13 protein-coding genes and 1 pseudogene are annotated in these 12,993 nt (G+C 66.9%); 6 read left to right on the forward strand and 8 right to left on the reverse strand.

What is annotated here, in order from left to right:
* Both ACW2Q0_RS25880 and ACW2Q0_RS25885 read left to right on the forward strand, forming a co-directional pair.
* Window positions 1-429 (forward strand): hypothetical protein (locus ACW2Q0_RS25880; protein WP_457193514.1); only part of this gene is annotated, 429 nt, incomplete at its 5' end.
* Between the two features lie 27 nt (window positions 430-456).
* Window positions 457-882 carry a DUF4870 domain-containing protein gene (locus tag ACW2Q0_RS25885; RefSeq protein WP_457193515.1) on the forward strand — a complete coding sequence of 142 codons (426 nt, stop codon included), beginning with the start codon at window positions 457-459 and terminating at the stop codon, window positions 880-882.
* 155 nt (window positions 883-1,037) lie between these two features.
* Here the strand turns inward: ACW2Q0_RS25885 and ACW2Q0_RS25890 are convergent.
* Window positions 1,038-1,250 (reverse strand): annotated as a pseudogene (locus ACW2Q0_RS25890) (VOC family protein); the annotation flags it as partial.
* On the opposite strand from ACW2Q0_RS25890, the gene ACW2Q0_RS25895 reads away from it, so the two are divergent.
* On the forward strand, window positions 1,225-1,839 hold the full coding sequence (locus tag ACW2Q0_RS25895; RefSeq protein ID WP_457193516.1) for a type II toxin-antitoxin system PemK/MazF family toxin: 615 nt from the start codon (window positions 1,225-1,227) through the stop codon (window positions 1,837-1,839). The pseudogene ACW2Q0_RS25890 and the gene ACW2Q0_RS25895 sit on opposite strands and share 26 nt — an antisense overlap.
* Window positions 1,840-1,993: 154 nt before the next feature.
* On the opposite strand, the gene ACW2Q0_RS25900 is transcribed toward ACW2Q0_RS25895, so the two are convergent.
* The 6 genes from ACW2Q0_RS25900 to ACW2Q0_RS25925 form a co-directional block, all read right to left on the reverse strand.
* Window positions 1,994-2,323, reverse strand: a complete 330-nt coding sequence (locus tag ACW2Q0_RS25900; RefSeq protein WP_457193517.1) for a helix-turn-helix domain-containing protein — start codon at window positions 2,321-2,323, stop codon at window positions 1,994-1,996.
* Window positions 2,320-2,673 carry a type II toxin-antitoxin system RelE/ParE family toxin gene (locus tag ACW2Q0_RS25905; RefSeq protein ID WP_457193518.1) on the reverse strand — a complete coding sequence of 118 codons (354 nt, stop codon included), beginning with the start codon at window positions 2,671-2,673 and terminating at the stop codon, window positions 2,320-2,322. The genes ACW2Q0_RS25900 and ACW2Q0_RS25905 overlap by 4 nt, the downstream gene beginning before the upstream one ends.
* Window positions 2,674-2,815: 142 nt before the next feature.
* Window positions 2,816-3,370: a lantibiotic dehydratase gene (locus tag ACW2Q0_RS25910; RefSeq protein ID WP_457193519.1), complete on the reverse strand. Its 555-nt coding sequence runs from the start codon at window positions 3,368-3,370 to the stop codon at window positions 2,816-2,818.
* A gap of 65 nt (window positions 3,371-3,435) precedes the next feature.
* Window positions 3,436-4,245 carry a tyrosine-protein phosphatase gene (locus ACW2Q0_RS25915; protein WP_457193520.1) on the reverse strand — a complete coding sequence of 270 codons (810 nt, stop codon included), beginning with the start codon at window positions 4,243-4,245 and terminating at the stop codon, window positions 3,436-3,438.
* A gap of 3 nt (window positions 4,246-4,248) precedes the next feature.
* Window positions 4,249-6,840, reverse strand: a complete 2,592-nt coding sequence (locus tag ACW2Q0_RS25920) for a PEP/pyruvate-binding domain-containing protein (protein ID WP_457193521.1) — start codon at window positions 6,838-6,840, stop codon at window positions 4,249-4,251.
* The gene (locus ACW2Q0_RS25925; RefSeq protein ID WP_457193522.1) at window positions 6,840-7,832 is read right to left on the reverse strand and encodes a hypothetical protein; all 993 of its coding nucleotides are present in this window, start codon (window positions 7,830-7,832) and stop codon (window positions 6,840-6,842) included. The genes ACW2Q0_RS25920 and ACW2Q0_RS25925 overlap by 1 nt, the downstream gene beginning before the upstream one ends.
* Before the next feature lie 80 nt (window positions 7,833-7,912).
* Between ACW2Q0_RS25925 and ACW2Q0_RS25930 the strand changes: the two genes are divergently transcribed.
* The 3 genes from ACW2Q0_RS25930 (at window position 7,913) to ACW2Q0_RS25940 (ending at window position 10,938) form a co-directional block, all read left to right on the forward strand.
* Window positions 7,913-8,581 carry a TetR/AcrR family transcriptional regulator gene (locus ACW2Q0_RS25930; RefSeq protein WP_457193523.1) on the forward strand — a complete coding sequence of 223 codons (669 nt, stop codon included), beginning with the start codon at window positions 7,913-7,915 and terminating at the stop codon, window positions 8,579-8,581.
* A 247-nt stretch (window positions 8,582-8,828) separates the two neighbouring features.
* Window positions 8,829-10,007: a phosphotransferase gene (locus ACW2Q0_RS25935; RefSeq protein ID WP_457193524.1), complete on the forward strand. Its 1,179-nt coding sequence runs from the start codon at window positions 8,829-8,831 to the stop codon at window positions 10,005-10,007.
* 25 nt (window positions 10,008-10,032) lie between these two features.
* Window positions 10,033-10,938: a nuclear transport factor 2 family protein gene (locus tag ACW2Q0_RS25940; RefSeq protein ID WP_457193525.1), complete on the forward strand. Its 906-nt coding sequence runs from the start codon at window positions 10,033-10,035 to the stop codon at window positions 10,936-10,938.
* 691 nt (window positions 10,939-11,629) lie between these two features.
* On the opposite strand, the gene ACW2Q0_RS25945 is transcribed toward ACW2Q0_RS25940, so the two are convergent.
* A complete protein-coding gene (locus ACW2Q0_RS25945; RefSeq protein ID WP_457193526.1) occupies window positions 11,630-12,853 on the reverse strand; it encodes a site-specific integrase in 1,224 nt (407 codons plus the stop codon).
* Window positions 12,854-12,993: the final 140 nt, after the last annotated feature.

The following is a 12,993-nucleotide window of genomic DNA, read 5'->3' on the forward strand; positions in this document are numbered from 1 at the left end:
TGGTTGGCGATCCCCGGCGCGCTCCTGTGGGCCTTTCAAGCCTTCGGCGCATGGATACAGTCGCAGGAAGGCAAGTGGCAGAACGCCGAATACCTGCCGGTCGGCGACTCGATGGTCACCGCCGACCGCCTGCTGACGCTGCTCTCGTTCGCGTTCCTACTCATCGCGGGACTGCTTGGCTCCGGCGCGACACTTCTCCTGCGAGGCAAGATGTCCGGGCGCTATCAGCTTTTGTCAGGAGCGTGGCTGGTGGTCCTCGGCCAGTTGTTCGCGGCAGTGCTTGCGTGGATCCCGATCGACGCCTTCTACTACTCCACCCCCGCCAACCTCGTCTTCGTGACGCCGTTGGTGGTCTTCCCCCTGATGACGATCCTGTGTCTGACCCAAGGTAGGCGGTCATCCCGGTCGCCGGCTGGCCCGGACCTGTAGGTTCGGGCTGAAACCTGGGATCGGTAGGTGGCGCGCGCGGTATCTACTTGCCCCATGACATCTTCTCAACCTCCCGCGAACCAACCGCAGTCCGCCGGTTTGGACAAAAAGACCAGCGCGATCCTGTCGTACGCACTGGGATGGCTCACCGGAATCATCTTCCTGTTCGTGGGAAAGAACGATCCCGATGTGAAATTCCATGCCTCGCAATCGATCGTCTTCTTCGGGGCCGTCTCGGTGGTCAATATTGTTTTGAGCATCGTCGGCTCGCTCCTCGGAGTCCTGGGGATCATCTTCAGCCTCGCCGGACTCGCGGTCGCGCTCTTCGCGGTCGTCGTCTGGATCATGGCCATGGTCCAGGCAAACAGCACCGGCGGTGTCCGCGCAGAGCTTCCCATCGTCGGAAAATTCACTGCCCCCTATGCCGATCAGTTGGCCAACTCGGTCAAGTAGCGGCATATTCGAAGTCCCCAGTCATCGAGGATGCTGTCGGCACTCCTGCCTGCAGGCCAGATGCGACAGTCCGAAGATCAACGGCCCGAGGCTATCTCGGGCCGTTGGCGTCCGCGTGGAACGTCCGAGAATGCCGGCGAGCGGATGAGCGGCTGTCAGCTGGCGAATTTCGCGATGGCCCGCGCGGTGACCGGGGTGAAGAGGTTGATCAGGTTGCCGTCGGGATCGCGAAACAGCAACGACCGGTTTCCCCACGGCATCGTCGTGGGCTCGTTGACGAAATCCTGGACCGTATCCCGCAAGCGCCGGTAATCGGCGTCGACGTCGGGGACCAGGAATTCGATGATCGCGGTGTGGTTGTCGGCCGGACGCCTGGTGATCCGCGCAGCCGTCCATCAGGTAGATCTCGGTCAGGTCAGCCGCGGCCGCGAGCAACGCGGCAAACGCTATGGGGTAGTCCTATCCGAAATCGATTGGTCCATGGTCACGGTGGTACCCACCTCGACCTCGGCTCGAGATTCACCGTTCCGTCCGCGGGTTGAATTGCTCGGCAGCTCAACGCTTCTGCTGGTGGACCAGATCCGTTCCTTGGATACCCAATGTGTCCAGGACATGGTCGGGTACCTGTCCCGGAAGACTTGGAACGCGTGGAACGCGTGGAACGCGCCGTGCGGCTGTACCTCAGGCTGTAGACAAACCCACTGGTTCGAGCCAGTCCGGCTCGCGAGGCAGCGACGACGTTCTGTAACAGATACCCGACAAATCGGGTGTCCGGGAGCGAATCCGGCCGGCGCAAAGACATGCCGGGAACCGAACCGCAGTCCGCGCAAATCCGCAGGTACAGGCATAGGTCAAAGCGGACATACCAAGGTCACAATGGTTCCGCTTCTCGACGTGCAAGCTACATTTCAGCGGTCGACCTGCCAAGACGTACCGACAGCCCACGACTCTGCTTGACTGAACCCGCGCCCCTCCAAGCACCGACACCATATCCGTGCGCTCGATACCCTGGACCTGGCCGCCATCTCGTCACCGCGGACCAACCGCAGTCGCATGCCGCTGTCCTAGTGCATGCCGAATCCATCCGCGACTCCGCCGTCAGGCTTGCACGCTAGGCGACTTTGACGCTCCAATCACCAACGTGAGCAACAACATCCAGGGTTCCTCCGAGCGCGACGACGTATTCGCGAACCAAGTCCATGGACGTGATCTTGCCGTGCTCGATCTGCGACACCCGGGCCTGCGAAACCCCCATCAGCTCAGCGACCTTGGCCTGCGTCACTCCGCACTGCTTGCGGAGTTCGGCAAGCTGGTGCCCGCGCTGCTCCGCGCGCATCTGCTCGCGGCTTTCATCTCGCGCTGCGATGCGCTCAGGGGAATCCCATGTCGGGTCGATTTCACGAGCGCGATGCTTGGCCTCTTCCCAAGACACACCCTTCATGACTCCTCCTTCGTTGCCCGGTAGGCGTGGTAGCGCTGTTCAGCGAGGGGGATCGCATCTCGGTACCAACGATTCCACTGGCCCGACTTGTCCCCAGCGACCAACACGATCGCTTCCCGCGTTGGGTCGAAGACGAACAGCATCCTGATCTCGGAACCCACCGGGGTTCGAGGACGAAGCTCTTTGAGATTGTGCAGCGCCTTGCTGTAGTGGATTCGATCGACCAACGGCCTTCCTAGCTCCGGTCCACGCTTAGCCAGTTCGTCCAAGGCTTCCTCAATCTTGTCGGCGATCATCGGCTCGTTCTTCACCAGGTCGAGGAACCAGTCGTTGACCGGCTCGAGCAGCACAATGCTCCAACACACCGGACGATTATAACTAATCCTTATGTCTGTCGGGATTCGATTCAGCCTCAGAGACATGCTGGGAATCAATCCGCGGTCGGTGCAAATCCGCAGGTACAGGCATCGTCAACCACACAACTCGATCTAGTCACCAGAAAACAGAAGACCCGTAGGTCGTTGACCTGCGGGTTCCTATGAAGTGGAGGTTAGGGGAGCTTACTCGAACACAAAAGACCAGGTCAGAGCCCTGGAAGAGCTCCGCGAGAAGCTTCCCAGCCTCGATACGCCCGAGCCACTGTCGATCAAGCGCGACCGCCCCGCACCGGCAGCGAGTAGCCAGCGCGCCGAAGAGGATCGTTCGCCGGTAACGAACTCGGGGAAGGTACGAGAGCCTGGCTGCGGCCCCGAAGTGAAACGCCTTGTATGCCGAAGCCCTTGCGGTCGTGATGTCGGCGAGGAACCGGGCCAGCGGCGGAGTCTGGATGCTGGCTTCCAGAGCATGTGCGACGCGCGACTCGACCTGTCGACCGGTGGATATCTGAACGAGGTAGAAGCGGCGATCGTCTGCGGTGACGGCAAGGTCTGCCATCGTGATCAGGTTTTCGCCCGATTCGCGGTGTTCGGCAATGGGAATCGCGTGCGGCACCAGTTGTTCGGAGCGGACTAAGTTCTCGTTTCGTCGCTTGCGTGGCGTGAATGACATGCGGCCGCCCGAGCCGAGGTCCTCGACTCGAATGGCCGTCTGCTGCTCCTCGCGACGATGACGACCTACGCGGGACTCACCGCCGCGTGAGTCGTCCTTCCATCGACGGTCAGCCGGTCACGCAGCCTTTCGAGACCGACCGCGGACAGGCCGGCCCGCCTCAGCCAGCCGGCCGGCCCCCCCGGTGCCGCTGAGATCTCCCGGAGCACGGCGACGACGGCGTGCTCCGGAGCCTGGGACACGTCGCGACTGGGGTCCGCAGCGACCTCGCGCATCGCTCGGCGTTCCTCGGGGGGCCGCCCGAGAACCATGCGTGCGACGATCCCCGGCATGTTCGCCTCGGTGGCCCGGTAGTCCCGGACGATCTCCGACTCGGAGACGCCGACGGCGGCGAGCAACACCGCGACCACGACACCGGTGCGGTCCTTGCCCACGGCACAGTGCACCATCACCGGCGCCGGAGCTTCCGCCACGAGCCGCGCGATCCGGGCGATCCGCTCCGCACCGTCCTGCAGCATCGCCGTGTAGAGCCCGACAAGATGACCCATCTCCCGGTCGAGCGCCATTCGGACCGGATCGGCGTTGAGCAGCGGGATGTGCACATAGTCCGGAGGCCCCGCCGCCCACGGGTGCTCGCGATGGATCTCCGTGGGCGACCGCAGGTCGACGACCGTCCGGGGCGGCCAGGGCTGCAGCTCGGGGTCGAGGTCACCGATGAACGGTGCATCCGACCGGATGAGGATCCCGGACGCCGTCGTCCGCCCGTCGTCGGTGTGCAGGCCACCGATGTCGCGAACGTTGGCCAACTGGACGGGTGCGGGTCCGACCAGTCGCTCCGTGGCACCGTGGGTGGGGGTGGGCACGTCAGTCGTCATCCTTCACTCCGTGGCGAGCAGGTCGGGCTCTGGTATCGAGGCCGTCTCGTCGAGCTCCGCCCGTGCGACGACGGTGACCTGGCCGAGATCGCCGTCGACCCGGATCCGGTCGCCCGACCGGATCCGCGCGGTGCCGGTACGGGTGTTGACCACGCAAGGCTGGCCCAGCTCTCGGGCCACGACGGCCGCGTGGCTCAGCGCTCCGCCGACGTCGACCACCAGTCCCGAGGCGAGGAACATTGCCCCGCACCACGCGGGGTCGGTCACCGGCGCGACGAGGATCTCGCCTTCCGCGATTGCCGAGGGATCGGGGTGTTCCAGCACCCGCGCGATGCCCTCGACGACACCTGCGCTCACCCCGACACCGGTCAGGACGTCACCTTCCGCGGCGGACATCTCCGCGCGCGGGAGAGCCTCCGGTGTGCCGCTCCACGCGTCCGGGACGGCCAGTTCGGCGTAGCGGCGATGGGTGGCCCGACGAGCGGCGACCACCGCGGCCACCTGCTCGGGAAGCTCGCCGGTCAACTCCTCCACGGTGAGGAAACAGACGTCGTCGACCTCGCGCAAGACGTCCTGCTCCACGAGGTGCTCGCCGATCCGGCGAGCGGCCCCGCGTGCCGCGTCGAGCGACTGCAACATCGAGCGCTTGGCGAGCCCACGCAGGGGCAGCCGGGCACGCACGAGCGCAAGTACGCCTCGCGCCAGTGGACGAGCCGCACGCGGCAGTCCTCGGACGAACTCCTTCTCGTACTCGGCGCGCGCTGAACGGCGGGCCGCCATGTCGGCGATCGGACTCGAGGAGTCGTCCTGTTCGGCGTACCGCCGCACGAGCTCGGCCAGCGGGCTCGGGTCCTCACGCCACACCCGCGACGAGGCCTCGCCCTCCCGTGGGCCGTGGAAACCGTGGCGGGCGATGACGTCCGCCACCGTCAGCTCACCACGCGACGCCCGCCAGATGTCGGCGATGACGTCCATCTCCGGGCCACCGGGAACGGCACTCAGCGTCGACAGATCGGTTCCCGGTCGTATCTTCGCCACGGAGGCCAGCGCATCGTAGGCGGGCTGGATGGCGACCAGCGTGCTCACACACTGCATCGCAACCGCATCGGAGTGCCGCCGAACGGCGTGGGCCAGCGCACGGCGGGCGCCCGCCAGATCGAGCGCCGAGAGACCGTTGATCTGCTCGCTCCACCAGCGGTTCTGCTCGTCGGCGAACAGACGCACGGCCTTCGCCTGACGCCGGAAGCTCCGCGGCAGCCGCCAGGCGATGATCGGCAGTCGCCGGTTGGTGGGAGCCGAGACGAGATCCTCGGGCACTCCCCCGAGGTACGCCGTGATGATCTCCGCGCCCGTGGTCCCCGGAATCCGGTCACCTAGGAGCCCGAGAAAGCTCACTCGCTCGGCCACCCGGCCGAAAAAGATGTCGACCAGCATCTCGTCGTCGGCATCCCGCTCCGCGGCCGAGAAGGCGCCGAGTGCGTAGGCCCCCTCGCGCATCCCTCGATCGACCGTTCCGCGCCAGATCGTCCAGCTGAGCGGGGTCTGGACCCCGGGCATGGCCTCGCCGACGTTCGCGGTGGTCCAGTGGCTCCCGTCGACCCCCGAGTCACTGTGGATCGGGTCGGTCACCGCCACCGGGGCGGCTCGCCTCGCCCAGACGGTCTCCGGCCGGGCCTGCAGCAGGGCGACCTCCCCCTTCTCCCGGACGGCCCACTCGATGTCCATGGGCCGTCCGAACGCCTCCTCGACGGCCAGGGCGACTTCGGCGAGACGTCGAGCGGTACCCGCGTCGAGCGAGGGCTCGGATCGACGGTCGCCCTCGACCGACACCGGAACCACGGCCCCGGCGGTGGGGTCGAAGCGATACTCGATCGCCTTGTTCCCGACGCTGTGCGCCGTCAGGCCGAGATCGTTCTTGGCCAGTGTGTAGGTGTCCGGTTCGATCTCGCCGCGCACGATCGCCTCGCCCAGTCCGAAGGCCGACTCGAGGTAGACCACGGACCGGTCGCCGTTGGCCGGGTTCAAGGTCATGAGCACACCCGATGCGGCGGCCGGGACCATCTCCTGGACCACGACCGCCATGGCGGGTAGCTCCCCCGACCCGTCCTGCCCGGTCCGTGTCCGGTACTCGACGGCCCGCGCGGTGAACAGGCTCGCCCAGCACCGTTGGACGTGGGACAGGACCTGGTCCGCCCCGACGATCCACAGGTAGGTGTCCTGCTGTCCGGCGAACGAGGCGTCCTCGGAGTCGTCCGACGTCGCGCTCGACCTGACCGCCACGGGCACGTCGTCGCCGAGTGCGGCGTAGGCGGCACGGATCTGGAGGGCGAGCTCGCCGTCCAGGATGCCGTCCTCGGCGAGGATGGACTGGGCCTGCTCCGCGACCTGCTCAGGCCCACTCTCGCGAAGCGCCGCAGCCAGCCTGTCTTCGAGGCCGGCGGTCGCGCTCCGGTACGCCTCGCTCGTCACGACGAAGCCGGGCGGGACCGGCAGGCCCTGCCGGACGAGCCGACCCAGACCCGCTGCCTTGCCCCCGACCAGGTCGGTGTCCAGCGATGTCGACTCCAGGGTCGCCACCCATGGGTTGCGGGCCATCACGCTGTCGCCTCTCGTCGGGGGAACGCCTGCATACCGGCGAGCGGATGGGTGGTGATCGGCCACCCGACGTTCGCGTAGCCCCAGCCGTCACGCCCGTCGGCGTCCCTCAGCACGAGATGATGGTTCATCATGGCGATCAGCCGTTCGTTGTCCGCCGAATGAGCCTCGTGCATGGACAGGAACGTGGCGGTCAGATGCTGTTGACGCACGAGGTGCAACTCACGGCCGTCCGCCTCCGTGAGCCGGATCTCCGTCGGGATGGCGGCACCGTCGAGGACGATCTCCGCGTCGACGGCGGCGCGCACTCCCTCGGCGTCGGCCACCCAGCCGTACATGCGGCCGCCCTCCCCTTCCCGAGCCTCACCGCGGTAGAAGCCGATGGCGGAGTATGAGGCGTCGCCCGCGTGCCCCATGACCGAGATCCACCCGTGCCGGAGCAGGTCGTTGTGCTCGCGCCAGCCCCAGGAGCGATCACGGAACGCGTCGCCGGACACCTCGATCCGCTCGCCCCCGAAGTCGACCCACCCGCTGAACCGCATGGCGTGCTGCAGGTTGCGCATGACCGTGCCGCTGCTCTGGTCGACCGGCAGGAAGCCCGGGGCCAGCGCGGTGTTGTCCGTCGCGTCGAACCGCCCCGTGAGCGTCAGTTCGAAGGCGGCTCCGGGGATCGCCCCGTGGAGGGTCACCCGCTTGTCGTCCGTCCATCGTGGATCGTCGACCTCCACTCGGACCTCATCGGTGCCGTGTGACGGCGCGGCGATGGTCGACCGGCCCCGCCACACACTCTGCCGCTCCGCGGCGCCACGCCGCACCAGGGTCGCCGAGCGAGCCGCATCCGGCGCGATGAGCGTCAGATGGGTCTCCACGATGACGTCGGCCTTCTCGTCTCGACAAACGAACCACCACGTGTCGGTCCATGGCGCCGTACTCGTGCCGACCGGCTCGTGGGGGAACTCGTCGCTAGTCTTCAGGGGTTCCAGAACGCCCATGCCTCACCTCCGCGTGATAGAGGCCCACGATAAACTGTGAGTGGACACTAACAGCAAGTAGGAAGGGAGGCAACGGGTCGATGAGCGGAGCACGCGCCACCGCAGGCGACGACGCCCGGGAGCCCGACATCGCCGAGCCCCGCACCCGACGCCGCCAGCGCGAGGAGAGCCGCCGACTCCTCCTGGTGGCCGCAGGCGAGGTCTTCGGGGCCAACGGATACCGCGGCAGCACGACGAAGGAGATCGCCCTCCACGCCGGAGTCTCGGAGATGACGCTGTTCCGACACTTCCCCTCGAAGGCCGAGCTGTTCGACAGCGCCGTCCTCGAGCCGGTCCGCGAGTTCGTGGCCGCCCAACTCGTCGACCGGGTGTCGGGCGCGAACACCGGGACTACCGAGGAGAAAGTGCTGAGCTTCGTGTCAGCCCTGCTCGACCTGGTCCTCGAGCCGTCACATCCCCTCCTCACGGTGACCGCAGAGATCAACCAACCCTCGGGCGACGATGAGGTACTGGAGAAGGCGCGCGACACCATGACCGCCTTCCTGGCCCGCTTCGAGGCCGAGATGCAGTCGCGGACCATGCGCTACGGGTTCGAGACGGACCCCGTCCTGGTCCCTCGCATGATCCTGGCCGCGGTACTCAGCGTCGCCGAGCACCGCAGCTGGCTCCTCCCGGTCACCGTCGGACGGGCGACCCTGGCCTCTGAGATGGCGAAGTTCATCGTCTGGGGCCTGTCCGGGCGAGGCTGAACCTCACCCGTTGACCGGCCACGCAACTGCTGTTAGCGTGCACTCACAGTTTTTGTGAGTCGAGCGTCACACAGGGGTGCGGCGACCACTTCGGTCCGCCTGGACCTTCGTCGACCCCTTGCCGGCGCCACCGACCTAGTGCGTACGACCTCGACACGCCGGGTGCCCACTCCCCGACGACCGTGCGCACGACTGTGCGATCGCGACCGCGTTCCGCGCAGAGATGGCCGAACACGAAGGGGCACCGATGTCCGTTACCGCCAAGTTCGAGCTGGGCGCCAAGATCGCGCGAGTGGCGATCCAGGTGACCGAGGACCGCTTCCGCAACGCGACACCGGTCGACCTCCGCGACGTCCCGCACTCCGTTCGCCACCTCAGCCCGGAATGGCTCACCGCAGCCCTCTGTGCAGAGGTCCCCGGAGCGCGAGTCCTGGCCTACGAGATCGGATCCGGCAGCAACGGCTCGACCTACCGGGACCGGTTGACCGTCACCTACAACGAGACCGGCCGAGATGCCGGTCTGCCGGAGAACGTCTTCGCCAAGAGCAGCCCGGGCTTCACCTCCCGCCTGGTCTGCGGGCTGACCGGGGCGCTGGAGAGCGAGGCCGGCTTCTATCGCGACCTCCGCCCGAAGGTGGAGATGAACACGCCGCAGACCTACCACGTCGGGCTGAACATGGACCGCTTCCACTCGATGTTCCTCCTCGAGGACGTCGCGGCGGCGCGCGGCGCGGAGTTCGGCAACCCCATTTCGATGTACGTCGACCGACCGATGGCCGAGAGCATGGTCACCAACCTGGCCGCACTCCACGGCACCTTCTGGGACGACGAGATCCTCCGCACCACGCCCTGGATCCCCAGCTCACTGGAGTTCCAGGAGCGCGTTGAGGAGACCATCTCCTACAAGGGCCGGTCGCTGATCGGGGTGGAGCGCGCGCGTTCGATCGTGCCCGACGAGCTCTACCGCCGGCGGGCCGAGATCTGGCCTGGCCTGCTGCACTCGCTGCGCGCGAACACCTCCGGCATCCAGACCCTGCTGCACTGCGACGTCCACATCGGCAACTGGTACCGCGATGCCGATGGCGGCATGGGGCTGTACGACTGGCAGTGCATGGCACACGGCGGCTGGGCACTGGATGTCGTCTACACCCTCACCTCCGCCCTCACCATCGACGACCGACGCGCATGGGAGGAGGACCTCGTCCGCCTCTACCTGTCGGAGCTCACGCGCCACGGGGTGCAGGCCCCGGCCTTCGACGACGCCTGGATCGACTACCGGCAGCAGATCTTCCAGGCGCTCGGCAAGTGGCTTTACACCATCGGCTCCGGCCGGCTGCAGCCCAAGATGCAGCGCGACGACATCACCGCCGAGAACGTCAAGCGCCTCGCCCAGGCGACGATCGACCTCCGCAGCCTGGACGTCTGACCCACCGACGAGTCTGGAGACACCGATGTCCACCGACACTGGCACGACCACGTTCCACCCGCTGGCCGAGCGTTGGCGCGACCTGTGGAACACCGACCCGATGAGGATGGTCGACGAGGTGTACGCCGAAGACCTGACCGCCGGCGCACCCCAGACCGTCCGCTTCCGTACGCGGGCGCAGCTGCGCGTCGTCGAGACCATCTTCGTCGAGGCCGCGCCGCACAAGGAGATGATCATCGAGCGGACCACGGCCGACGACGAGGTGGTCGTCGTGGAGGCGACGATCGTCGACGGGGACCGTCCCGGGTGGTCGGTCCCGCTCTGCGCGCTACTCACCCTGGATGAGCACGGGCAGGTCATAAACGATACGTCCTACAGCGACTTCGCGGCCTGGCCCAGCGCGCCGGGTGGCGACGTGAAGATGCTCGAGGCGGGTGTCGAGTTCGCAGGCCCCGACGGTTTCGCGGGGGCGCCCCCGCTCCCGGACGCGCCACTCACCACGATCCCGATCACCTGGGTCACCCCGGCCGAACTCTCCGACGGCCTACACCGCTGGAGGGACGCCTGGGGCGCCGAGCCGGGAGGCGAGGAGATCTACGCCAAGACCGCGACGCTGGAGGTCCCGGGCGTTCTCTCGGCCCAGGGAAGCGACCGCATCGAGGCCCTCACCGGGGTGTTCCGCGAGTCGACACCCGGCCGGAACATCATCGTGAGCCGGACTGTCTCGCAAGATCACAGGATCGTTGTCGAGGCCGTAGCCACGGACCCGACCCGCCCCGACTGGGCCCTCCCCTTCTGCTCCGTCCTGACCTTCGACGGCGGAGTGATCACCGAGGAGACCCTCCACATCGACCTCACCAGGGTCGCGAGCGCTGTGGATGCATCCGAGCGACTCCGCCGAGAGGGGTTGAACCTGCTCCGCGACCTGTGACCGACGCTTCCAGCACCGTCTCTCCACACTGAGCCACGCCGGATGACGACCTTCTGTTGGGTACGGAACGGCCGGGCCCGCGAGATCCGGCGGAGCGGCGGCTCGGGGCCCTGGAGATCGCCGTCGCAGTGCTACCGCTGCTCAGCCGGCGGAGCGTGCTGTCGAGCACTCCACCGCCCCTACGCGTCCCTCGGCCTTCGCGCAATCCGGGGTCCGGGGTCCGACGCAGCGGAGCCGTCGTTCGGGCGGGTCCATGGATCCGAGGTGGGCGAGGTCCGCCGGGCGCGTTCGCTCTTGCATGGCGGCACTCTCGGGCGCGAGATCTCGGGTCCTGGGCAGCGCCCCGAACTCATGTCCGCACAATCCACAGAATCCGCACAACCCGGGTTCCGATCCGCTGAGTCAAAGGTTCTGCGGATTGTGCGGATTCTGCGGACGCGGGATGGACCTCCCAGCGCGGTGACGCCGGACGTCCGGCGCGGCGATCGGGAGTGTCAGCGAAAGTGCGACAGAGCCAGATCACGGACAGCCCCGAGGTGCTTGCGCGAGCCGGAAGCTGTCACCTCGAGTGACAACGACGTGCGCGTGATGGAGGAGCCGAAAGCGCGCGGGTTCGCAGATTCCTGCTGCTGATGAACGCGGAACCTGCTCGTGGCGACGGATATTGGGGTGGTTGCCGGTCGGGTTGGTGTTATCGGGGTGTTGTCGCGTGGCGTTCGGGGTGGGCGGCCTGGACGTAGGTCATGGCGGTCTTGGCGGCGATGCCGAAGACTCGCATGAGGTGGATCGGGTCGGCGGTGTGGGCGGCTTCGTCGAGGATGCGGTCGCGGCGGAGTTGGGTGGCGGTCAAACCGAGGCGTTCGAAGATGGTGTCGGTGACGTGGTGAGATATCGGGGGCAGTGTCGTGTCAGCGGCGGTGACCTGACTGATCAACAGATGGGGGTTGGGAGTCCGGTTCCAGAGGCGGTGGCGTTCGCGTAGCCAGGCGTTGATCAGGCTGTGGGTGAGTTCATCGAGGTAGACGGTGTGGTGCCGGTCGAGCCGGCGAACCAGTAGCCGTCCGGCTGGCAGGTCGAGGTCGGTCAGCAGCAGGTGGGCTGTTTCCTTCGGGCCCAGGGCGTGGATGGCGACCAGCGCGACAACGAGCTGGGCCATGGGTCCCTCGGCTCGGTTGATCAGTCCGTGGAGCCGCTCGGCGGGGATGGGGGAAGGCAAACGTCGCATCGCGGGCAGGGAGATCCCGCGGGTGGGATCACGGAAGACGGCTCGTTCTTGTTTGAGTGCCCGGAACAGACTGTGTAACGCCGACAACAGATTTCGTGCGGTGACGGGTGCCTGGCGGTCGAGTGCGTCGCGGATGTCGTCGGGGGTGATCTCACGCAGGCTGGTGATCCGGTCGGCCCAGACGGCCAGCACCGGCCGAAGGCAGTTCAGGTAGGAGCGGATCGTGGCGAAGGGCAGTTGCGGATGCGGCCGGCGACCTTGTCCGCGGAGAACCTTTATCCAGCAACGTATTTCGGTTGCGATGGGGTCCGGTAGGGTTGTGATGCGTTGCTCGATGGCTCGTTGGGTCGCGTCACCGTGGTGGGCCGGGTCGGGGATGAGCATGTCGTGGTGGTCGAGGAATTGCAGCACTCGCCGGATGCTGAAGTTGTGGCGGTGCTCGGCGACTGCGCGGATGTCGGCTTCATGGATAGGCGCCTCGGTGCCGAGCCAGCCAAGCACGATCCGCAGGGTCAGCGCGGCGCTGTTGCGTGGGCTGGGGTTCCAGCCGTGAGCGTGGGCTTGATCAGCGAACTGCGCGAGCAGTTCGCTGGCGGCCGGGGTCAGCGCGGGCAATGCCCGGTCGGATCCGACGCGGAAGCATTGCCAATCGCGCTGTGCCTCGAACAGCACGGTCTGCGCGGGGTTCACCAGGTGAGGCGACAGGATGGGCTGGGGTTCGGGTGTGGTCAGCCATCGCTGCTGCCTCGGGGTCGGCAATAGGTCGTTGAGTGGTTGATCTATTGCGGCGCTTGGGTTTTTCCGTTTCGTCGGCAATATCAGCGGTGTCG

This window comes from Nocardia citri (genome assembly GCF_054065835.1).

Excerpts from the sequence above, each read along its gene's own strand:
- ACW2Q0_RS25940 (WP_457193525.1), top strand. The coding sequence starts at position 10,033 with ATGTCCACCGACACTGGCACGACCACGTTCCACCCGCTGGCCGAGCGT.
- ACW2Q0_RS25935 (WP_457193524.1), top strand. The coding sequence starts at position 8,829 with ATGTCCGTTACCGCCAAGTTCGAGCTGGGCGCCAAGATCGCGCGAGTG.
- ACW2Q0_RS25900 (WP_457193517.1), bottom strand. The coding sequence starts at position 2,323 with ATGAAGGGTGTGTCTTGGGAAGAGGCCAAGCATCGCGCTCGTGAAATC.
- ACW2Q0_RS25925 (WP_457193522.1), bottom strand. The coding sequence starts at position 7,832 with ATGGGCGTTCTGGAACCCCTGAAGACTAGCGACGAGTTCCCCCACGAG.
- ACW2Q0_RS25915 (WP_457193520.1), bottom strand. The coding sequence starts at position 4,245 with ATGACGACTGACGTGCCCACCCCCACCCACGGTGCCACGGAGCGACTG.
- ACW2Q0_RS25930 (WP_457193523.1), top strand. The coding sequence starts at position 7,913 with ATGAGCGGAGCACGCGCCACCGCAGGCGACGACGCCCGGGAGCCCGAC.
- ACW2Q0_RS25910 (WP_457193519.1), bottom strand. The coding sequence starts at position 3,370 with ATGTCATTCACGCCACGCAAGCGACGAAACGAGAACTTAGTCCGCTCC.
- ACW2Q0_RS25920 (WP_457193521.1), bottom strand. The coding sequence starts at position 6,840 with ATGGCCCGCAACCCATGGGTGGCGACCCTGGAGTCGACATCGCTGGAC.
- ACW2Q0_RS25895 (WP_457193516.1), top strand. The coding sequence starts at position 1,225 with ATGATCGCGGTGTGGTTGTCGGCCGGACGCCTGGTGATCCGCGCAGCC.